19 protein-coding genes, 1 tRNA gene and 1 pseudogene are annotated in these 22,043 nt (G+C 37.4%); 12 read left to right on the top strand and 9 right to left on the bottom strand.

All coding sequences use genetic code 11. From position 1 onward, the window contains the following. From CDOM16188_RS09060 to CDOM16188_RS09050, 3 genes are all read left to right on the top strand, one after another. A partial coding sequence (locus CDOM16188_RS09060) for a type IIL restriction-modification enzyme MmeI (protein ID WP_367649347.1) occupies positions 1-346 on the top strand: 346 nt, incomplete at its 5' end. Beyond that, a complete protein-coding gene (locus CDOM16188_RS09055) occupies positions 339-2,261 on the top strand; it encodes a DEAD/DEAH box helicase (RefSeq protein ID WP_172201549.1) in 1,923 nt (640 codons plus the stop codon). The genes CDOM16188_RS09060 and CDOM16188_RS09055, both read left to right, overlap by 8 nt. Continuing rightward, entirely contained in the window at positions 2,254-3,405 is a 1,152-nt protein-coding gene (locus CDOM16188_RS09050) for a GIY-YIG nuclease family protein (protein ID WP_172201547.1), read from the top strand. Before CDOM16188_RS09055 ends, CDOM16188_RS09050 begins: the two co-directional genes overlap by 8 nt. A gap of 654 nt (positions 3,406-4,059) precedes the next feature. On the opposite strand, the gene CDOM16188_RS09045 is transcribed toward CDOM16188_RS09050, so the two are convergent. The 3 genes from CDOM16188_RS09045 to mraY all read right to left on the bottom strand — a co-directional run bounded on the left by CDOM16188_RS09045 (position 4,060) and on the right by mraY (position 6,509). Continuing rightward, positions 4,060-4,135, bottom strand: a tRNA-Phe gene (locus CDOM16188_RS09045). A 65-nt stretch (positions 4,136-4,200) separates the two neighbouring features. Beyond that, the gene (gene murD, locus CDOM16188_RS09040; protein ID WP_172201545.1) at positions 4,201-5,445 is read right to left on the bottom strand and encodes a UDP-N-acetylmuramoyl-L-alanine--D-glutamate ligase; all 1,245 of its coding nucleotides are present in this window, start codon (positions 5,443-5,445) and stop codon (positions 4,201-4,203) included. After that, positions 5,445-6,509, bottom strand: coding sequence for a phospho-N-acetylmuramoyl-pentapeptide-transferase (gene mraY / locus CDOM16188_RS09035; protein WP_172201543.1), 1,065 nt, complete (start codon positions 6,507-6,509; stop codon positions 5,445-5,447). The genes murD and mraY overlap by 1 nt, the downstream gene beginning before the upstream one ends. A 74-nt stretch (positions 6,510-6,583) precedes the next feature. Between mraY and gpmI the strand changes: the two genes are divergently transcribed. From gpmI to CDOM16188_RS08990, 8 genes and pseudogenes are all read left to right on the top strand, one after another. Further along, positions 6,584-8,044, top strand: coding sequence for a 2,3-bisphosphoglycerate-independent phosphoglycerate mutase (gene gpmI, locus CDOM16188_RS09030; protein ID WP_172201541.1), 1,461 nt, complete (start codon positions 6,584-6,586; stop codon positions 8,042-8,044). Between the two features lie 125 nt (positions 8,045-8,169). Further along, the gene (fabG, locus tag CDOM16188_RS09025) at positions 8,170-8,913 is read left to right on the top strand and encodes a 3-oxoacyl-ACP reductase FabG (RefSeq protein ID WP_172201539.1); all 744 of its coding nucleotides are present in this window, start codon (positions 8,170-8,172) and stop codon (positions 8,911-8,913) included. A 53-nt stretch (positions 8,914-8,966) separates the two neighbouring features. Beyond that, complete coding sequence (gene acpP, locus CDOM16188_RS09020) at positions 8,967-9,200, top strand: acyl carrier protein (RefSeq protein WP_169939845.1); 234 nt, start codon at positions 8,967-8,969, stop codon at positions 9,198-9,200. Between the two features lie 31 nt (positions 9,201-9,231). Continuing rightward, positions 9,232-10,443, top strand: a complete 1,212-nt coding sequence (locus tag CDOM16188_RS09015) for a beta-ketoacyl-ACP synthase II (protein ID WP_172201537.1) — start codon at positions 9,232-9,234, stop codon at positions 10,441-10,443. A 1-nt stretch (position 10,444) separates the two neighbouring features. Beyond that, on the top strand, positions 10,445-11,386 hold the full coding sequence (gene accA / locus CDOM16188_RS09010; protein ID WP_172201535.1) for an acetyl-CoA carboxylase carboxyl transferase subunit alpha: 942 nt from the start codon (positions 10,445-10,447) through the stop codon (positions 11,384-11,386). Between the two features lie 233 nt (positions 11,387-11,619). Further along, positions 11,620-12,183: a TonB-dependent siderophore receptor gene (locus CDOM16188_RS09005; RefSeq protein ID WP_172201533.1), complete on the top strand. Its 564-nt coding sequence runs from the start codon at positions 11,620-11,622 to the stop codon at positions 12,181-12,183. Then, positions 12,161-13,621, top strand: a pseudogene (locus tag CDOM16188_RS11360) (TonB-dependent receptor plug domain-containing protein). The gene CDOM16188_RS09005 and the pseudogene CDOM16188_RS11360 overlap by 23 nt, the downstream one beginning before the upstream one ends. Positions 13,622-13,631: 10 nt before the next feature. Then, on the top strand, positions 13,632-14,528 hold the full coding sequence (locus CDOM16188_RS08990) for a DUF4198 domain-containing protein (RefSeq protein ID WP_172201527.1): 897 nt from the start codon (positions 13,632-13,634) through the stop codon (positions 14,526-14,528). 36 nt (positions 14,529-14,564) lie between these two features. Here CDOM16188_RS08990 and CDOM16188_RS08985 read toward each other — a convergent pair whose 3' ends face one another. The 6 genes from CDOM16188_RS08985 to CDOM16188_RS08960 form a co-directional block, all read right to left on the bottom strand. Beyond that, the gene (locus tag CDOM16188_RS08985) at positions 14,565-14,894 is read right to left on the bottom strand and encodes a YnfA family protein (RefSeq protein WP_367649346.1); all 330 of its coding nucleotides are present in this window, start codon (positions 14,892-14,894) and stop codon (positions 14,565-14,567) included. 122 nt (positions 14,895-15,016) lie between these two features. Then, positions 15,017-16,045, bottom strand: coding sequence for a c-type cytochrome (locus CDOM16188_RS08980; RefSeq protein ID WP_172201525.1), 1,029 nt, complete (start codon positions 16,043-16,045; stop codon positions 15,017-15,019). Beyond that, the gene (locus CDOM16188_RS08975) at positions 16,042-17,307 is read right to left on the bottom strand and encodes a cytochrome bc complex cytochrome b subunit (protein ID WP_169972779.1); all 1,266 of its coding nucleotides are present in this window, start codon (positions 17,305-17,307) and stop codon (positions 16,042-16,044) included. The genes CDOM16188_RS08980 and CDOM16188_RS08975 overlap by 4 nt, the downstream gene beginning before the upstream one ends. Positions 17,308-17,316: 9 nt before the next feature. Next, positions 17,317-17,820: a ubiquinol-cytochrome c reductase iron-sulfur subunit gene (gene petA / locus CDOM16188_RS08970; RefSeq protein ID WP_172201523.1), complete on the bottom strand. Its 504-nt coding sequence runs from the start codon at positions 17,818-17,820 to the stop codon at positions 17,317-17,319. 262 nt (positions 17,821-18,082) lie between these two features. Further along, positions 18,083-18,841: a DUF4198 domain-containing protein gene (locus CDOM16188_RS08965; RefSeq protein WP_172201521.1), complete on the bottom strand. Its 759-nt coding sequence runs from the start codon at positions 18,839-18,841 to the stop codon at positions 18,083-18,085. An 18-nt stretch (positions 18,842-18,859) separates the two neighbouring features. Further along, positions 18,860-20,956 carry a TonB-dependent receptor gene (locus tag CDOM16188_RS08960; protein ID WP_172201519.1) on the bottom strand — a complete coding sequence of 699 codons (2,097 nt, stop codon included), beginning with the start codon at positions 20,954-20,956 and terminating at the stop codon, positions 18,860-18,862. Positions 20,957-21,071: 115 nt separating this feature from the next. Between CDOM16188_RS08960 and CDOM16188_RS08955 the strand changes: the two genes are divergently transcribed. After that, the gene (locus tag CDOM16188_RS08955; RefSeq protein ID WP_172201517.1) at positions 21,072-22,025 is read left to right on the top strand and encodes an AraC family transcriptional regulator; all 954 of its coding nucleotides are present in this window, start codon (positions 21,072-21,074) and stop codon (positions 22,023-22,025) included. Positions 22,026-22,043 lie beyond the last annotated feature (18 nt).

Genomic DNA, 22,043 nt, shown 5'->3' with positions numbered 1-22,043 from the left:
CGGCGGAAAATTAGAAACTCGTTATCGTTACTCTGCAAGTTTGGTTTATAATACTTTTGTTGTTCCTCAAATTTCACAATCTCAAAAAGACGAGCTAGAGGAGCAAATCGGAGAAATTTTGGATAAACGAGACTATTTAGGGGGCTCTCTCGCAGAACTTTACGGTTCGCCGTTAGCCCAAAACAATCCAAAGCCTATGAATGAGGAGCTTTTAAATCTGCATAAAAGACTTGATAGAATAGTAGATGGACTTTATCAAAGAGCTGAGTTTAAAAACGATGAAGAAAGATTGGCTTTGCTTTTAAACCTATATCAAAAACGAATAACGGAGCTGGAAAATGAGTGAAAATTTAATAGATATAAATTATGCACAAAGCGGCAAAAGCAAAAGTATAGATAGTCTTGGAATGCGTCAAATGCAAGCTAAAGCTTATGCAAAAAGAAATGAACAGTACTTATTGATAAAAGCTCCACCAGCTTCTGGAAAATCAAGAGCCTTGATGTTTATTGCACTTGATAAGCTCTGCAAACAAGGTCTTAATAAGGTTATTGTGGCTGTGCCTGAAAGATCAATTGGTGCTTCTTTTAGAGATACTGATCTTAAAAGCAGCGGATATGGCTATAACTGGAAAATAGAGCCACAAAATAATCTTGTAAGCGCTGTGGGTGAAAACAGTAAGATAAAAAAGTTTATAGAATTTATAAATTCAAATGATGAGATTTTGCTTTGTACTCATGCTACTTTAAGATTTGCCTACGAGGCAATAGGAGATGATGCGAAATTTAATGATTGTGTTTTGGCGATAGATGAATTTCATCATGTGTCGTCAGACTATAGTTCTGTCCTAGGAAATGCCATAAGAAACATAATGCGAAACTCAACTGCTCATATAATAGCTATGACCGGTTCATACTTTCGCGGAGATAGTGCAGTGATATTAGAACCCGAAGATGAAGAGAAGTTTGCTAAAGTAACTTATACTTACTACGAACAACTAAACGGCTATGAGTATTTAAAAAGTTTTGGCATCGGCTACCACTTCTATACCGGTTCATATCTTGATGCACTTGGAGAAGTGCTGGATACAGACAAAAAGACTATAATACACATACCGAGCGTAAATTCATCAGAATCAACAAAGGATAAATACAACGAAGTAGATAGTATAGTAGACATTATTGGTGAGTTTAAATTTAGTGATGAAAATGGCGTCTACCATATAGAGAGAAAAGATGGCAAAATTTTAAAAGTGGCGGACTTGGTAACGGATAGTCGCGAAAGAGACAAAGTTTCGTCTTATCTAAGACAAATGCAAAATTTAGATGATATGGATATCATCATTGCTTTAAATATGGCGAAAGAGGGTTTTGACTGGCCGTGGTGCGAACATGCTCTCACGATAGGATATCGCGGTTCATTAACAGAAATAGTCCAAATAATCGGTCGCTGCACAAGAGATAGTTCAAATAAGAAAAAAGCACAGTTTACAAATCTAATAGCAAGCCCAGATGCTTCGCAAGAGGAAGTTAAAGGCAGTGTAAATACGATGCTAAAAGCCATATCGGCATCATTACTAATGGAGCAAGTTTTGGCACCTGATATAAAATTTAAGCCAAGAAAAAATACAGACGAAAAAAGCAGCTCGGCAGATTATATCTATGTAAAAGGCTTAAAAGAGCCATCTAATCCAAAAGTAAAAGAAATTTTAGAAAACGACTTGCATGAGTTAAGGGCTAGCATTTTAAGCGATAATGATGTGCAAAGAGCAATGGCGTCAAGAGACCCAAAGCTTATAAACAATCTACTTATTCCAAAAGTGATACAAAAAGTGTATCCTAATTTAAACGATAGTGAAATAGATGAGGTTAGGCAGCATGTAATAACTGATTTGGCATTAAAAAATGCAAGATTTGAGAACGTGAGCGGAAATAGAGAATTTATTAAAATGGCTAACAAGTTAGTGTTAGTAGATGAGCTTGATATAAATTTAATAGAGAAGATTTGTCCTTTTCAAGAAGCCTATAAACTAATGTCTAAAAAACTAGATGCTCCGACATTAAAAATCATACAAAAGGCTATTGACGCACAAAAAATAGAGATAAGTGAAGATGAACTATTGGTAGCTGCAAATAAAATAAAGCAATTTTATGATCAAAATTCAAGGTTGCCAGATAGAGATAGTGATGATGAATTCGAGAAACGGCTAGCTTATGCTTTGGCAAAGCTTCAGAGTTTAAAGAATAGACAAAAAAATGGCTGATTATAAAAATTTAGATGATGTTTTTAGTGATCCGTTTTTTGCTGAAATTTTAAAATCAGAGCAAAAAGAAATCTTAGCGATAGATGAAGATGAGCTAGATTTTAAAGCAATAAATGATTTTTTTCAACAAAATGGCAAACTACCACAAAAAGCAAAAATAGGCAGTAGTGAAAGAAGGCTCTTTCTTAGGCTTGAGGCAATAAAAAATGATGAAAAAAAGCTCTGGAAGTTAAAAAGGCTAGACGGGTTTAATCTCCTCCCAAATTTGCCAGAATTACAAGATAAGCAGAACCGAGATTTGCCACAGGAAGATAAATTTTCAACACTTGATGAAGCATTGAGTGGGCTTAATGAAATTTTATCAAACAATGAGTTGGAAAAATCTCTATTTGATACATCTGGCTTACTAAAGCCAAAGCAAAGAAGAATTCAGCCGGATGATTATGCGCAACGCACAAAATTGGAAAATTTTGACAGATATGAACAGTTTTTTAAACAAATACACTCAAAAATAAGTTCTGGCGAAATGAAGTTAGAGGCGATAGGAAATTCACAAGATATAAAAAATGGAGATATTTTTGTATTAAAAGGCATTATGCTTTATATTGAGAAAAAAACAGAGGAATTTAAAACACACGGCGGAGTTAAAAATGCAAAAATGTTTGTTGTCTATGAAAATGGCACTTTTGCAAATCTTAGACAAAATTCACTTGCTGCAGGTTTTAGAAGGTCTGATTCTTATAGGGTTGTAGAAAATAAAGATCAAAGCAAAGATATACAAACAGGCTTTGTTTATGTTTTAAGATCGCTTAGCACAAACAAACAAATTTGTAAATTGAAAAATCTTTATAAGATTGGTTCTACAACAAAGAAAAATATAAGAGAGAGGATCGCAAATGCTCAGAATGAACCTACATATTTGTATTCACCTGTTGAGATCGTAGTACAATATGAAGTGATAAACTTCAGCCCTGTAGAGCTTGAAAAAAAATTGCATCATATTTTTTCAAATAGGCAACTCCAAACCGAAATTACTTTACCAAACGGCAATGTAGTAAAACCCAAAGAATGGTTTATTGTTGAGCTTGATGAAATAGAAAATGAGATAAATAAGCTAATAACAAAAATCCAAGAAAAAATTTGAGAAAATAAAAACCTTATTTAAAATACTTTAATTTTAGTATACTTAAAATTTGCCTATGCTACTTATGATAAGCTAAATTTTCAATATTACGTAGTATAAATTTTTAAGTGTTTTAAAAATGTTTAAAACAACAGTTGTTTTTTGATGAATGGCATATCAAAAAAACACACCGATTAGTTTGGCAAAAATAAATAAGTTAATATCACTTGTTCAGAGTAGCCGGTATTAACTGACTGTTTATTTTCTGTCACTATAAAAATTATCACAATTTATTCAAAAAAAAAATTGTGATAATTTTAGCCCGTCTGGCAAGACCTTACAGCAAGCTCAGATGAGCTTGCTAAGTAAGTGTTAGCTAAATATTGATTTTGCTTTTAGATGCGTAGGATATTTGTGTATAAATTTTAATTTAGCTTTTTGAATTTTGGCATACCGAAAATCAGATTTGTTTATTTTTTTATTTTTAAATACCAATATTTTGGTAGTTAGATTTTTTTCTAAAATTTTGTTAAATTTTAGAAAAACCATACAATAAATCAAAAATAAAAGTAAAAAGTTTATTTTGAATTGTATTGTTATATATGGCACCTAAGATGGCACCTAGACAAACCTTAAAGCTTAAAAATACCGATAAAATAAGGATTTTAAAAGAAATGGTGGTTAGAGGCAGAATCGAACTGCCGACACGCAGATTTTCAGTCTGCTGCTCTACCGACTGAGCTATCCAACCACCTAAAAAAGAAATGTGATTATACAATTTTAAATTTTAAAATTAGGTTAAAAACAAAATTAAATTTATAAATTTGCAACAAATTCTTTAAATTTATCTCCTCGCTGGGCATAGCTATTAAACTGATCAAGGCTTGCAGCAGCAGGACTTAGAAGAGCTATCTCGTCTAAAATTTGAGCCTCTTTTGAATTTGCTTCCTTAGTCGGTTTTTTTAAATTTTTATCTATTTGCGTTACGGCTACATCTAAAAATTCGCATTTTAGAGCTGGAATTTGAAATTTCTCAGCTAGCTTCATAATCTTATCGCTATTTGAGCCGATAGCGTAAATTTTAGTATTTGCACTATTTATAGCCTCAAAAAGCTGCGTCATATCGACACCCTTATCATCTCCACCTAGTATTAGGTGCAGGAATTTATCCTCATATCGCTTTAGAGCTTGAATGGTCGCGTCGATATTTGTAGCTTTTGTGTCATTTACCCAAATCCGCCCGAATTTGTCCTTAAATTCTTCAAGTTTATTGCTCTCTATCACAAATTTGTTTAGTAAATTCGCGTTGCACCTATCAAAGATTATTTTTTGTACCGCCAGCGCTAAAAGAGCGTCCATTAAAAACGGCACTTTGAAATTTATCTCATTTGTGGCAACTCCGCAAAATTTAGCCAAATCCTCTTCATTTTTATAGCTTATCACATGCGCTTTTGTCGGAGTATTTGCGTAAATTTCAGGCAGGATAGCAACCGAGTTTTCGCTCATCATGCCAAGCGGTTTAAGTTTGGCAGCTTCATAAGAGCTCATGTCGCCATGCCAAGTTAGATGATCAGGTGTTATTGGCAAAAGCACGTATATATCAGGCTTTGCAAGGTTTGTGTAGTGAAGCGTGAAGGAGCTGGTCTCCAGTATCCAAATTTTGGCTTTAGTGTCTAACTCGGCTAGCGGAGTGCCTACGTTTCCGCCCATTACCGAGCCTTTTGCTTCTAGTAGGTACTGCATCATCTTGGTTGTGGTTGTTTTGCCGTTTGTGCCGCTTATCCATACGCTAAAAGGCATCTTTGAAGCGAAAAAATCATATTCACTTATCAAATTTTGCGATTTTTTAATCAGCTCATGATACGGAGGAAAGCCGGGGCTTGGGATCTCAAGTTCGCTTTTGTCTGGATTAAATTCACTTACCGGCAAAAGATTATTTCCAAATTCATCCTTTGAAATTTGGCTAAATTTGTCATCATATACATCCCAAATTCCTTCATCTTGGCAGTTTTTGGCAATAGCCTTGGTCGTGCCGCCGTAACCGAACAAACTTCTTTTCATTATCTTATCTTTAACGCCGTTAGAGCGATTAGATTTGCTAAAAGCGCGATGATCCAAAATCTAACGATGATTTTGTTTTCAACCCAGCCTTTAATCTCGAAATGATGATGAATAGGCGCCATTAAGAAAATTCTCTTTTTGAAAATTTTAAAGCTTCCAACCTGCAAAATAACGCTTAAAGTCTCAATTACAAAGATAAATCCTATGATAATAAGCAAAATTTCGTTTTTAGTCATAACTCCCATAAGTCCTATGTAAGCGCCTATGCTAAGGCTTCCGCTATCACCCATGAAAACTTGTGCGGGATGGCAGTTAAACCACAAAAACCCCATCAAAGAGCCGATTAGAGCCGAAGCGATGATGATAGTTTCGCCCACGCCGATGATCTTTGGAAGTAGTAAATAAGAGCTAAATAGCGCATGTCCGCAGATATAGGCAAAAATTCCTAACGTGACAAGCGAAAGCATTGCGGGAACGGCTGCAAGTCCGTCAAGCCCGTCTGTTAAATTTACTGCGTTTGAGGCCGCAACTATAACTAGCGTCCAAAAGACTATGGCAAAAATTTTAAGATCCAGTAGCGGGAATTTATAAAACGGCACATAAAATTCGGTTCCTATATCGCCGCTAAAATAAAGCACGGTTGAAACCGCAAACGATACTAAAATTTGAGCTAAAAGCTTGGCTTTAGGACTTAGCCCCGCGTGGTTGTTTGCGCCTAGAATTTTTGATATGTCGTCTTTAAACCCGATCGCCGTAAAACCCGCAAGACAGAGCAAAGAGGCGATAACAAAGCTATTATCAAGTCTGGCGCAGATGATAGTTGCCAGTATCGCAGTTACCATAAAGACTATGCCTCCCATGGTCGGGGTTTTTTCTTTTTTTTGGTGCGTTTTTGGAGCAAGCTCGTAAATCGGCTGACTGGCGTTTTTAGCCCTTGCCCAAGCGATAAATTTAGGCATAAGATAAACGGTAAGCGCAAAAGATATGAAAAACGCTATGCCTGCGCGAACCGTGATGTATTGAAAGATGTTAAAATTTAGGATTTCATAAAGATAATAAAACATGTGAGCCTTTATTTTTAAAAAGAGTAATTTTAGTATAATGCTCTTAAAATTTATCTAAATTTAAAGAATGAAATATGAAACAAAAAACTATTTTAGTAATAACAGACGGCATAGGATTTAATCCAAACTCGGAATTTAACGCATTTGCAGCGGCGAAAAAGCCGACTTATGATTGGTTATTTAAAAATGTGCCAAATTCGCTTATCAAGACTTCAGGTCTTGCGGTAGGCTTGCCTGAGGGGCAAATGGGAAATAGCGAAGTAGGGCATATGTGCATAGGAAGCGGGCGGGTTCTGTATCAAAATTTGGTAAAAATTTCGCTTGGGTTTAAAGACGGCTCACTCTCTCAAAACGCAAAACTAAAAGAGCTTTTTAAAAAGTGTAAAAATATCCACATCATCGGGCTTTATAGCGATGGAGGCGTGCACTCTCATCTTGAGCATTTTGACGATATGTGCAAGCTTGCTATAAATAACGGTTGTAGTGTCTATGCTCACGCTATAACCGACGGTAGGGACGTAGCGCCTACGAGTGCGGCTGAATTTGTGAAGCAGCTTGAAGAGAAATTTAACGTGGCTACGATTTGCGGTAGATTTTACGCTATGGATAGAGATAAGCGCTGGGATAGGGTAAATGAAGCTTACAAGACTATGATTGATGGTGCAAATTTACAGAGCCTAAAACCAAGCGAATATATCCAAAATAGCTATAATGATGGCGTTTTGGACGAGTTTATAAAACCTGCCAGTTTTAACGGCTTTAAAGGGATTGGCAAAGATGACGGAGTTGTGTTTATAAATTTTAGAAACGATAGGATGAGGCAGATAGTAGCGGCGTTTGGCGTGAGTGAATTTAGTGAATTTGAGCGACCTTTCGTAATGGAAAATTTATTAACGATGACCGAATACGACGCGAATTTTAGCTTTCCTGTTTTGTTTGAAAACGACAAGATAACAAATACTTTAGCAGAGGTTATATCTCGTGCCGGACTTCGCCAGCTTCATACGGCAGAGACGGAGAAATACGCTCATGTGACTTTTTTCTTTAACGGCGGAGTTGAGGAACTGCTTGAAAACGAAACTAGAATTTTAATCCCAAGCCCAAAAGTTAAAACTTATGACGAAAAGCCTGAAATGAGCGCTGATGGTGTATGCGATGCGGTTTTAAAAGCGATTGATGATGAGCAGGATTTTATCGTAGTAAATTTCGCAAACGGCGATATGGTAGGCCATACTGGCGATTTTAATGCAGGCGTAAAAGCAGTAGAGGCTGTAGATAGAGCGCTTGGTAAGATTGTCGCTAAGGTAGAGGAAAAGGGCTATGCGATGATAATTACGAGTGATCACGGTAACTGCGAAGAGATGCGAGATAAAAGCGGAATGCTCACAAACCACACGACTTACGATGTGTTTTGCTTTGTGCTAGGTGGTGGAGTAAAGGAAGTAAAAACCGGTGGGCTAAATAATATCGCAGCAAGCGTTCTTAAGCTAATGGGGCTTGAAAAACCGACCGAGATGGACGAGCCGCTTTTTTAGACGCAATATTTAAGTTAGTTTAAAAATTTAAGTCTAGTTAAGCTTTTTTAACTTTACTTTGCTAAAATTGTCCAAATTTTAAATTTATAAACAGAGGCGAAAAAATACGTCAAGAAAGGCAATATATGAAATTCAGTGGGAAAAACGTTCTTATTACCGGTGCAAGCCGCGGTATAGGTGCGCAGATAGCAAAAACGCTTGCAAACATGGGGCTAAAAGTATGGATAAACTACCGCTCAAAGCCTGAGATCGCGGATGCTTTGCAAGCTGAGATAGTATCTAACGGCGGAGCCGCTGCGGTAATAAAATTTGACGCCACCGACGAAGATGAATTTATAAAAGGCATAAATTTGATTGTTGATACCGACGGCGAGCTAAGTTACCTTGTAAATAACGCGGGAATCACAAACGATAAACTTGCACTTCGTATGAAAACGGACGAGTTTATAAACGTGCTAAATGCGAATTTGACATCAGCATTTATCGGCTCAAGAGAGGCTTTAAAAGTGATGAGCAAAAAGCGCTTTGGAGCTGTTGTTAACGTAGCTTCCATAGTAGGCGAGATGGGAAATGTGGGACAGGTTAATTATTCGGCGAGTAAAGGCGGCATGATAGCTATGACAAAGAGCCTTGCTAAAGAGGGAGCGAGCAGAAACGTGCGATTTAACTGCGTAACACCTGGCTTTATACAAACTGATATGACGGAGGTTTTAAGCGAAGAGATTAAGCAAAACTATATAAACAATATCCCGCTAAAACGTCTTGGAGATGCAAGCGAAGTAGCCGAAACTATCGCATTTTTGCTAAGCGATCACGCAAGTTATATTACAGGTGATGTGCTTAAGGTAAACGGCGGACTTTATATGTAGTTTAAGCAAAAATATATTAAAATCTGAAACATTTTTTAATAAGGAGACCCCAAATGGCAGTTTTTGATGATGTTAGAGATGTTGTTGTTGAGCAACTTAGCGTAAGCCCTGAGGCTGTTAAGCCTGAGTCAAAGATTATCGAAGATCTAGGCGCTGATTCACTTGACGTTGTTGAGCTTGTTATGGCTTTAGAAGAGAAATTCGAAGTTGAAATTCCGGATAGCGAAGCTGAAAAGCTAATAAGTATTAACGACGTTGTAACTTATATAGAAAAACTAAATAAATAATTCTTTTTATAGATAAAAATAAGGAGATATATTGAGAAGAGTTGTAGTCACCGGAATCGGTATGATAAATGCTCTTGGACTCGATAAAGAGAGCTCTTTTAAGGCTATCTGCGAGGGCAAGAGCGGAGTGAAGAAGATAACGTCTTTTGACGTTTCTGAATATCCTGTTCAAATCGCCGCTGAAATTACCGACTTTGATCCTTTGACCGTAATGGACGGCAAAGAAGTTAAGAAAGTCGATAGGTTTATACAACTTGGTATCAAAGCAGCTCGCGAAGCTATGACTGACGCAAATTTTGGCGAATTTGACGCTAACGAATTTGGTATAAGCTCGGCTGCAGGTATCGGAGGGCTGCCAAATATCGAGAAGAACTCAAATATACTGCTCGAAAAAGGTCCTAAAAAAATATCTCCGTTTTTTATCCCTTCTGCACTAGTAAATATGCTTGGCGGTATAATTTCTATCGAGCATGGACTTAGAGGACCAAACATTTCAAGCGTTACGGCTTGCGCGGCTTCTACACATGCGATATGTGAAGCGGCTAAGACGATAATGATAGGCGAAGCCGAGAAGATGCTTGTCGTAGGTGCGGAATCTACAATATGCGGTGTAGGTGTCGGTGGATTTGCCGCTATGAAGGCACTTTCAACCAGAAACGATGAGCCGGGAAAAGCTTCTCGTCCTTTTGATGCAGAGCGAGACGGCTTTGTTATGGGTGAAGGAAGCGGGGCTTTAGTGCTTGAAGAATTCGAAAGCGCTAAGGCAAGAGGGGCTAAAATTTATGCTGAGATAGTAGGCTTTGGAGAGAGCGGAGATGCTTATCACATTACGGCGCCGACTCTTGAAGGACCTCTAAATGCTATGAAAAAAGCTCTTAAAATGGCAGGCAATATTAAGATCGACTACATAAATGCTCATGGAACTTCAACTCCAACGAACGATAGAAATGAAACTGCTGCGCTAAAAGAGCTATTTGGCAGCAATTGTCCGCCGGTTAGTTCTACAAAAGGTCAAACAGGACACTGCTTGGGAGCCGCAGGAGCCATAGAAGCGGTCATCTCTATAATGGCTTTACGTGACGGGATTATACCTCCAACCATAAATCAGACAACAAAAGATCCTGAGTGCGATTTGGACTATGTGCCAAATGTTGCTAGAAAAGCCGAGCTTAAAGCTATCATGAGCAACTCGTTTGGCTTTGGTGGAACCAACGGTTCGGTAGTATTTAAAAAATTGGACTAAAATGGCTAGTTATTTAGATTTTGAAAAGAGTATTAAGCAGATTGATGATGATATAGCGAATGCTAAAATTCGCGGCGATGAACATGCTGTTGAAATTTTAAATAAAAATCTAGAAAAAGAGACTGCTAAAATTTACAAAAATTTAAACGAGTATCAAAGGCTAAGCCTTGCTCGTCATCCTGATCGCCCGTATGCTATAGATTATGTGCGCGGGATGATGACTGATTATTACGAAATTCACGGTGATAGGGCATTTCGTGATGATCATGCGATAGTTTGTTATATCGGATATGTCGGCTCTAAAAAAGTAGTTGTTATAGGCGAGCAAAAGGGTCGCGGTACTAAAAATAAACTAAAAAGAAATTTCGGTATGCCTCATCCTGAAGGGTATAGAAAAGCGCTTCGTGTTGCAAAACTTGCCGAGAAATTTGGCTTGCCGATACTATTTTTGATAGACACTCCGGGCGCATATCCGGGAATTGCGGCAGAGGAGCGCGGACAGAGCGAAGCTATAGCTAGAAACCTTTTTGAATTTGCAAATTTAAAAACTCCAATGATAGCGGTCGTAATAGGCGAAGGCGGTAGTGGCGGAGCTCTTGCAATAGGCGTAGCCGATAAACTTGCTATGATGAGAAACTCGGTATTTTCGGTTATTTCTCCTGAAGGTTGTGCCGCAATACTTTGGAATGATCCAAGCAAGCAAGAACAAGCAACTAAGGCTATGAAGATAACCGCAGATGATCTAAAGAGCTTGAATTTAATAGATGACGTTATAGAAGAGCCCCTAAACGGTGCTCATAGAGATAAAGATAGTGCTGTAAAAGCGCTTGCGACATATTTTACAGATGAACTTGCTAAGCTTGAAGATCAAAGCATGGATCAAATTTTAAGCGCTAGAATGAATAAAATCTTATCTGTCGGAGCTTTCCAAGAGGGCAAGTAGGCTGCATTAGTCCTTGCTCTTTATTTACTCTAAAACAACTACTTTTTAAAGTATATTTTATTTCTTAAATTTTAAACTTAATATTATTTAATCTTACAAATTTAACCCCAATATCTACCATAGTAATACTTATTTAAATAGTATATTAATAAATTTTAAGGAAATATTTAATATAGTTTTATTTATAAAATTTGATTATTGTTATTAAGATATTTCTATGCAAGGAGGACTATATGAAAAGTTTGTTTGAAAAAGCCTTTGCTTTTTCTATTTTAACTGCTAGTCTTGTTTTGCAATTAGATGCGGCAGAAATAAAACCAAGCAGAGTAGCACTTGACGAAGTTACTGTAACTGCTACTAAGACTCCAATCAAAGTTGAAGAGGTTCCTGCTAGCGTTGATGTCATAACTAGCGATGATATCAATACCAAAGCGGGTGTAAATAACGTCTTTGATGCGTTAAAAAGCACGCCTGGTTTTACAAGCCCAAGCAATACCTTTGGTTTAGGAGTGTTTGATATCAGGGGCTATGCTCCGTCTTTTCTTTTAAACGGCAGGGATAGTAAGCATTTTGCCATGGATCACACCTTTGATCCGAATTTGGTCGATATGCAGGCTGTAGAGAGGATAGAGGTCTTAAAAGGACCGCAATCAACAATGCATGGTGGACGAGCGATTAGCGGAGTTGTAAATGTGATCATGAAAAAAGGCGATAAGAACCATCCTTTCTTAAGTATAAAATCAGGATTTGGTAGCGATAAATCTTTGCGGGGGGGTGACTTTAGGTGGAGGGGTTGATAAATTCTCTTATATTTTTAGCCTCTATTCCGACAAGAAAGATAAATTTAAAACCCCAAGAGGCGTAATACCTTTTAACAAAACCAAAAGACAAAATTTCTATACAAGGCTTGATTATGATATAAACGATGATCATACTCTTACCTTTGACTATACTTACAATAAATCCAGAAACATAGTTGGTGGCAAAGGTCAGCAGCACGATAAGCTGCCTGATTCTACAAAGAAAATTTTAGATGCCGACCCGTCCGTATACCAAAGCGCCAATTTAAGCTATAACGGAAAATTTAATGATATTTTCTCTTTATATGCGACTCTGGGAGCGGGTGAGCAAAATTTTAATTATTCATATGGATACAACGGCTGGGGAACTACCGATATTAATGACTATCTTAGCAAGCGCAACACAAATGAGATGAAAAATAAGTTTGTATATGCAGAGACTAAGGCGACTTTGAATTTGATGCCTGAGGATAAGCTAAGGATGATAGCCGGAGTTCAAAGTAAAAGCACTAAGCTTGACTATCCTGCTAGGGTTAATAACGTCTTAAATTTCCATACCAAAGAGAAAGAAACTTATATAGCTCCATATACGCAAGTGGAGTATAGACCCATAGATCAAATTCTTGCAATTGCAGGTGTTAGATACGATCGCTATACTTACGATAAGTCAAACAAAAAGAGCTCGACTAGTCCTAGGTTTTCGCTCTCTTACTTTCCTTTTGCCGGCACAAATTTTGATTATACGACTATCTGGGGTTCATACTCCGAAGCGTTTAATCCGCCTGCCGCCTGGCATATGCTGGGAAATGCTTTTGTCGCGGCAAATCCTGACGTAAAACCCGAAAAGGCAAAAGGCTATGAGGTCGGTTTAAAGCAAAGAATTATTGAGTAGGGCAATTTCGAGATTAGCTATTTTCATACAAATTATAAAGATATGATTTCGTCAAAATTTATAACAGGGCCAAAGAGAGTGATATTTACAAATATCGATGAGGCTGTTGTTAAAGGTGTTGAAAGTAAGGTTGAAATTTATCCTACGGACTGGCTAACGCTTTATCTGGGATATACGGCTCTTAGTAAAAAAGATAAAGCAAAAAATCAAGACATTACGGGAAAGCCCGGAACTATCTTGCAATACGGAGTTAGTGTTGATGATTTAAACGGATTTTATGCAAATTTGCAAGGAGTTCAATATAAAAAATATAAAAACATGTCTAGTTATACAGCAAATTTGGGCGAATATCATCCCTCAAATAATAAAACAATCTGGAATTTTAAGATTTTATACCGATATGAGATGGATAATAAGCTTGTATTAGAACCTTATTTTGGGATAAATAATCTAGGAAATCAGGAGTATTATGAGGGCTGGTTGCCAAATTTGGTTGAAGGACGAACTTATCAAGCGGGCGTTTCGTTTAAGATGGAATTTTAAGGGGTGAGCTATGAAAAATAAATTTTTTATCTTGTTGCTTGGATTGATATTTAGTCTTTCGGCGACAGCTCATGACTTTTATATAAATGTAACTCAGCCGTTTTTTAAAGATAAGCCAAAAAGCGTAGTTGTAACTCTCGGCTGGGGACATCTGGTGCCTATAGATGATTTTTTTGAGGGAAAGTCGCTAAATAGCTATGAAATTTATGATCCGACTTTAAAAAAAGCGAATTTGAAATTTGACAAAAAAGCAAATTATGAATTTGAAAAGATTGTAGCCTCGGCGGAAGCGGACGCAAAATTCCCTTCGGCTAAAATTTTTAGCGGAGATGTATTTGCAAATAAGATATACTTTGATACAAACGCAACCGAAGGTGTTTATCAAGTAGCCGCATCTACGGAAAAGATGCAATTTTCTTGGTGGAAAGACGCAAAAGGCCGAAGCAAATGGGATATGATCTATCTGGATGAGATAAAAGACGCCAAGGAGATTTTGCTCTGCTTTAACTTTCAAAGCTTCGCCAAGGCTTTTATAAGCTACGGTAAATGGGTAAAGCCAAAGCTTATAGGACATGATCTTGAATTTTTGCCTGTGAGTGACCTTTCAAACGTGAAGGTTGGAGATGTGGTCGAATTTGAAGTGTTTTTTATGGGCGAGCCTTTGCATGAGATAGTTGATGGAATGCCTTTGCAGATCAGAGCTTACAGTGAGCAAAGCGAGGCGGGATTTGTTGGCTCGTTTGTGATGAAAGGAAAAACTAAATTTAAAGTCACTTCAAGCGGCAAATGGGTTGTAAATTTAAGCTTGAAAAAGCTTGTTGGCAAAGATATGGCTCCTGAGCTTATCGGAAAAGCTCTGCATAAAGGATACAATGCAAGCGCTACGTTTTTCGTAAAAGAGAGGTAATCTAAAAGCAAAATTTGAGCGCGATGAAATTTGCGCTCAAGCTAGCTTGTTGCCAAAATATATAATTCCCGCTCCTAAGATCACAAAGGCTAACCCTATGATGTCAAATTTGTTCATCATCTCTTTTTCTACAAATATCATCCATAAAAACGAAGATAGTATGTATATGCCACCATATATCGCGTAAATTCTGCCCGCAGCTTCAAGGTCGATTTTAGTTAGGATGTAGGCAAATAGTATGAGTGAGATTAGTCCTGCTCCGAGCCAAACAGGAGATTTTGCAAGTCTAAAATATAGCCAAAATGAAAAACAGCCAAAAATTTCAAAAAATGACGCAGCTAAAAATAGATAGATGTTTGTTATCACGAGTCGCCTTTGTCTAAAATTTGAGCGAATTATATCAGAAATTTGGATAAATTTTGATAGTTAAAATCAGATAATGAAGTTGATTAAAAAGAGAAAAGAGCCTAAAAATAGGCTCTTAAATTTTAGTGAAGCTCGCTCCAAACTTTGCGTTTCCATAGCCAGCCAAAGATTCCAAAGATTAAGAAGTATATCATGATATAAATTCCCAAGCTCTCTCTTTCGGCTTTTTTCTCATCGCCCGCTTTTTGCATATAAGCTACGACTTGCTCTTCGGCTTTTTTGTTTAGACCGACTCTTGGCATAGCCGTTCCAGGAAGCATTTTTTGTGTGTCGTTGATAAATTTATGCAAATAATCAGCACCCTTTGAGCGTATCATCATAGATAGATCAGGCGGATTTGACCCCATGTATTCGGCTAAATTTACGCGGTTTGTAAAGACATATTGTTTTTCGTATTTCATGTCGTGACATCTTTGGCAAGAGTCTGCAAATACTTTCTCATCACTTACCTCTTTTGGCGCTACTGACTTAAGATAAGCTACCATATCGGCAAGCTCTTGGTTTATGTCTTCACCGCCGGCTCCGAAAAATGCAGGCATCGGATAAGGATTTTCGTCATTAAATTTATGCTTTAGTTTTAGCGCTATATTTGGATTTTTTATTACTGCTGCAAGGAAAGCGTCATCATATAGATATCCTGCAGTGCTTAGATCAGGCGGAACTACCTTATAAGCTTCGCTTGCACTTGCATTATCCATAGGAGCAGGCATGCCTGCAGCCTCAAGTCCGTGACAACCCGCACAGCCTGCGTTCATAAATACTTCCGCGCCTTTTTCGGCGTTGCCTTTTTTAAAGTCTATAGCACCTATTTCAGCCCAAAAAGTTTTGTACTCTTCAAGAGAGTCTTTCGCCTCTTGCAAGTCTTTTTCCGCATTTTTTATCTTGGCTGTCTCTCCAAGCTTTTTTGCGCTCTCTAAATCAGCCTCTCTTTTACTAACTACTACTTCAGCTTGCTTTACGTCGCCCTCGGCAAAGTTGTAATTAACAGGATCTACCTTAGGATGCATGATCGAGTGAGCATAAGGCTCAATGCCCCAGTATGTTATCAGTGATAGAACAACAACAACTATAAGAATTTTTAGCTCTCTCATTTGCCACCCCTTTTCTTTTCAAGCGTAGTTATGATAGGTAGTACCACAAGAAGCAAGATAAAGAATGTAATCGTTGAGTAAAATCCTATCCATGAATTTGAAATTCCCATTGTAACTCCGTCTGCAGGAAGCTTTCCAAATATCGTAAGAACTATCATGTCAATCACTAGTAGCCAGAACCATACGAAAAAGCCCTTTCTCTCGTGCGCAGGAGCAACAACGTCGCTTCTATCGTATATCGGCATGAAAAATAGCGCGATACCCGCAAATGCAAACGCGATAAGACCGATATTGTAAGCAGAAAAGCCAAATATATCAAAGAAAAATCCGCGTAAAATTTCATACTGCCACAAGAAATACCACTCAGGATAGATGTGCGGTGGAGTTTTTAGAGGGTTGCCCGGCTCAAAGTTGATCGGATCCATCGCGAAGTTGAAGTGAAAGCACACAAGATAGAAGAAAAAGATCATGAAAAATCCGATATACATGAAGTCTTTTGCTAAAAATCCCGGCCAGAAAGGTATAACTTTCGCGTTTGCTTTGTCGCCTTTTAGATATTTTTCAGCCTCTACATCAAAGTCTATCTCCTCGCCTGTTTCATTGTTTACATGAGGAATTCTAAGTGTATAGAAGTGAAGCGCGATAACCGCTATCAAAACAAGCGGAAGTAAGCATACGTGAAGCATGAAAAAGCGCGTTAGAGTCGAGTCGCTAACCGCATAGTCGCCTCTGATCCACTCAACTACGGCATCTCCTATCACAGGAATTCCGCCAAATAAGTTTGTGATAACCATCGCAGCCCAGTAGCTCATCTGTCCCCATGGAAGCATATATCCGCTAAAAGCTTCGGCTGAAAATAGTATGAAAAGCAACATGCCGCTTACCCAGATAAGCTCTCTTCCTTTTTTATATGAACCGTAATAAATCGCGGTAAACGTGTGAATGTAGATGATTAAAAAGATAACAGATGCGGCAACTGCGTGTATATGTCGCCATAACCAGCCATATTCAACCTCTTTCATGATAGTGTAGTTTACGCTGTCAAAGGCTAAATTTATATCAGGCTTGTAATACATCATAAGCAAAAAGCCCGTTACTAAAAGCAATACAAAAAGCGTCGTAAGGATAACGCCCATAGCCCACAAGAAATTTATGTTTTTCGGTATCCAGTACTCGCTAACTAGCACTTTCATCATTTTATTAAGCGCTATTCTTTGATCCAGCCAGTCCATTATCCCCGTCGATTTACGAATTTGTGCCATATTTCCCTCCTATGCCTGATCCACAAGTTTTTCATACTCAGGACCCGTTTCGCCAAGTACTAGCTTAGTCCCGTCTATTTTAAACGGCGGTATATCAAGAGGTCTTGGAGGAGGACCGAAGGTGTTGATACCGTCTACGTTAAATTCTCCCGCGTGACAGGCGCAGATAAAGACTTGCTTGCTTGCTCTCCACTCAGGAATACAGCCAAGATGGGTGCAAAGCGCTATGGCTACTATATATCTTGAATCCCCGACTACTACGTCTCTTTTGTCGTTAGCAGGCATATTTGCATCTTTTTTTAGAATAAAGATAGGTTTTTTACGCCATTCGATTTGGCGCATTTCACCGTCTTTCATGGGACTAAGATCTACGGTAGTAAATCCTGCCGCTTTTACGCTCGGGAGCGGATCCCAAGTTTTTTTGACGGCTACAAGCGAAAAAGCACCGCCTACGGCAGCAACCGCACCGAATGCCAATCCGATAAAATTCCGTCTGTCTTGTGTTACGGACATTATTTTCCTTTCTTATAATAATTTTTAGCTATTATATCTTTTAAACTTTAAAACTTTATTTTATGAACTAAAGATAAAAATATTTTTAAATTTGATTAAGAATTTATTAATGAATAATAATATTTTTTATCAAGATGGTGCATTTGTATTGAAATTTTAGTAAGTATAATTTTACAGTAGCTAAATTTAGTTACTAATTTTATAAAATCCAAATTTCGACCAAGTAAATTTAGCCGAAATTTGGCGGTTAAGATTTATAAATTTACTTTATTTCAAAAGTAAAAGAGGCGATTATAAGCTCCTCATCACATATATTTTTGTCCTCAAAGCCGAATTTGTGAGTGGCTTTTAGTATCCACTTTCCTTTTTTAAGTGCCAAGACTTCCGTTTCGCCTTTTAGATCCGTTGTAGCGTAAAATGCGCTTTTATCTTTTAAAAACCCTTCAAGCGTTCCTTCAATCTTTGCTGTTTTTAAAGGTTTCCCTTCAAATAAGACTTTTATTTTAAACGGTTTGTCCACTTTGAAATTCGCAGGATTTTCAAGCGGGATTATTTCAAGGTGTTGCCCTACAGGCTTGGTTACAAATTCATCTTTTGAACCCCCTATATTTATCACGCTTTTTGCAGGCAAACTAGCGTGTAAGCAGTATTTTGGATTTTTTACGTTTTGTTTAGTGCCGTCGTCATGCCAGTTTCCATCTTCGTCTTGAGTTAAAAAAGTAGGCATAAATTCGCCTAATAACAAGTAGCTTCCCTCTTTAAGCTTATCGCCTTCATAGTGGTAGCTTTCGCCTGTTTGTTTTAGCTCTATCTTGCTGCCGTCTTTTTTTACTACGACTAAAGGGGCAAATGATTTTTGTTTATTTTTAGGAATCTCTTCGTACTTTGGGAAATCATGCCCAAACCCGATATCTGCAGTAAATTTATCGCCGTTTTGTCCAAATACCCAAACATCATGAGCCAAAGCAGAGTTTGTAATCATAAATGCGGTAAAAATGGATAAAATTTTAACCGTTTTCATAAATTCTCCTTTATAAATTTAAAAACTATATCTAACACCAAGCCCAAAGACTCTACCCTTATCGTAAGCGACAAGCAGCCCGTAGCCCCTATCAAATACGTTTGAAAAATACTGTTTATCGGTCAAATTTCTAACATAAGCGTATATATCAAAATTTCCTTTCACATAGCCTATCTTGGTGTCGGCTGTAAAATAGCTCTTTTGCATAAGAGTATTTTGCGGATTGAAGTAAGTTTTGCCTACTAAATTCGTATCAAGTCTTGCATATAACCCAAAAGGAGCATGATAGCTTAAGCCCGTAGTAAATTTATAGCTTGGATTTTTTTCTATCCTGTTGCCTTTGGCGTTTGTGCCGTCTAAATTCGGGTAGTTGCCGTATTTGGTCTTTAGTAAGCTTGCTGCGAAATTTAGATCGATTTGCTTACTTAATCTTGCCGTGCTTTCAAATTCAAGCCCTTTTGAAACGGCTTTATCGGCATTTCCTGTTTTGATATTGTTTGGATTTGCAGGATCAACGAAATAAATATGAGTATCTTTTATATCCATGTAAAACGCGGCAGCTGAAAATCTAAAATTTTCATACGCGCCTTTAATGCCTATCTCATAGTTATCGCTAGTTTGAGAATCAAATCTATTGTCTTCTTTTTCGCCTCCTGCAGCGAAGAGATTAAAGCCGCCGGATAAATATCCCTTAGAGTAAGAAGCGTATGCGCTAAGAGCCTCTGTAAATGCGTAACTAAGAGCAAATTTAGGTAAAAATGAATTAAAAGTTCTTTCATCTTCAAAAACAAAAGGAGCACCTTTGGCTCCTCCGATAGGGTATGAATATGATCTTACGATTACGTCTTTTTTGATTCTTTGGTATCTTCCGCCAAGCGTTGCTTCAAGCTTTGGCGTAATTAGATAGCCTATTTGCCCAAATGCAGACATTGTTTTTTCGTGAGTTTTTGAAGGCGCATCCGATTCGTTTGCATTAGGCAAAAACGGAGGCATTGGCGGAAGCTGCTGTCCGACTCTTTTTTTGTCTATTGTTTCGTTTTCAAAATAAATTCCGCCTATCCATTTAGTATCTTGCCCTTCTTTGCTTCCGACTCTTAGCTCTTGGGAGATGTCTTTGATTCTGATGTCGCTAAATGCGTTAAATCCAAGATAGTTTTTAAAGTCTTTGCCTCCAAAACTCATATCGAAATTTCCTCTTTGTTTTGTGTTTTTAAGCGCTGTAACGGAAGTAAAGTCAAATTTATCAAAATCATAGGTTAAATTTAGTGCGAGTGAATTTGATTTTTCTATCGAGTACGTATCGCTTAGAAATTCCGCATGCTTCACATCTTCTCTTGTTATGGAGTTAAATTTCGCATAAGGTATCATTATGCCGTCGTTTCCGTTGTGTCTTTTGCGGTAAGTGTCAAAAAATAGCTTCATCGCAAGCTTATCTGTAGGCGTAAATTTCAAATTTAGACCGAAATTGTGATCTTTTTTATCATTTGCTTTTTCGCCTTTAAGCTCATTTGTAATCCAGCCGCCGTCTTTTGAAGCAGAGCCGTTAAGTCCAAGATAAAGCGTATCTTGTATGATCGCTCCGCTGGCATCAAACATTCCGGTAAAATATCTATAAGAGCCAAATTCGCTTGCGATACTTCCTGATAGTTCCTCGCTAGGCTCTTTTAGTACGATATTTATAACGCCTCCGATAGAGTCTTTGCCGTAAATCGTACTACTTGGTCCTCGCAAGACTTCTATTCTTTGGATATTTGTAGTAGGTATGTAATATCCGTATCTATTGGCTTGCGCAACGCCGTTTATATAAATCATTACGGGATTTGAGCTGGTAAACGCAGAGCCGTTAAGTCCGCGTGCCGTAACCCCCTCATGAATACCCGTAGTGGCATAGGTATTTGATAAAATTTGCGTTAATTCGCTTATATTTTTTATACCCTTTTCTTCAAGCTCAACTCCGCTAATGACACTTATACTTTGTGGGATTTTTTCTAAATTTTCGCTGATTTTATTTGCTAAGACTTTAACCTCGCCAAGAGCGATGCTCTCTGCGCCAAATACTGCCGAAGCGGTTATGGCGGACAGAGTAACCGCAAATTTTATATATTTTGTCTTCAAAGCTTACTCCTAATTATAAAATTTAAGCTTCATTTTATTATAATCAGATAATTACTATCAATATGATAATAACGTTAAAGGGATTAAAAACTAACGCAAACGGGATAAAATTAATATGGGTATTGATACAAGCCTTTGTAAGTTTTTTAATGATGTGGTTTTGGAAATAAGATTAAAAAACAACAAGAGATTTGGTGAGATTTCGTTTAAAAACAGTGCGGTAGATTGCAAGCTTGAATATTTTGATGTGGGTAATGGGCTTGGATATTGCGCTTATGAAGGCATTTATAACGAAAATTTGAAGTATTCTTTTAAGCGAAACGCTCAGTCTTTTTTGTGCTTTAATGTCGGAAGCGAACATGCTTTTATAGACAGTGATTTAAAAAGTGTAGTTTTAAAGCCGACTAATTTTTGCATAGGCACCGTTCAAGATGAGGTATTATCTGGCGGAGAGCATAAAGTCAAAAGCTGTAAAACTCAGACGATAATTATAAGCAACGAGTTAATGAGCGAATTTGGGCTAAATTTTAGTGATGAGAAATTTAGTGCAAAGACAAATTTGATAAATCCATCTCAAAGTTTGATACTAAAAGAGCTTTTAAATTCTCAAATTTATAGCGGAAAAATGAGAGAAATTTTTATAGAGTCTAAAATTTTAGAGATGGTTTATAAGACTTTAGGATATGCGCAAAGTGAAAAATTATCTGTATGCAAAAGGCTTAAATTTGATGACATAGATATTAAAAATATAATGAAAGCGAAAGAAATTTTACTTAAGAATTTACAAAATCCGCCTACTATAAAAGAACTTGCGCGACTTTGTGCTACGAATGAATTTAAACTCAAGATCGGGTTTAAGCGCTCTTTTGGCGTCAGTATTCATAAATTTTTGCAAAATGAGAGACTTGAAATTTCTAAAAAATTATTAAAGTCTGATGACATAAGCGTTAAGGAAGCCGCTATGATGGTTGGATATAATAACTTCGCTCACTTCAGTAAAATTTTTAAAGAGAAATTCGGCATCTTGCCCAACGAACTTATAAAAGAGCGTAAAATTTATATATTTTAGCCTTAAATTTAACTTATA

It is taken from the genome of Campylobacter sp. RM16188, assembly GCF_012978795.1.
Lineage (GTDB): Bacteria > Campylobacterota > Campylobacteria > Campylobacterales > Campylobacteraceae > Campylobacter_A > Campylobacter_A canis.
The sequence above is the reverse complement of the archived record's forward strand: the minus strand, read 5'-3'. Positions and strand labels throughout refer to the sequence as shown.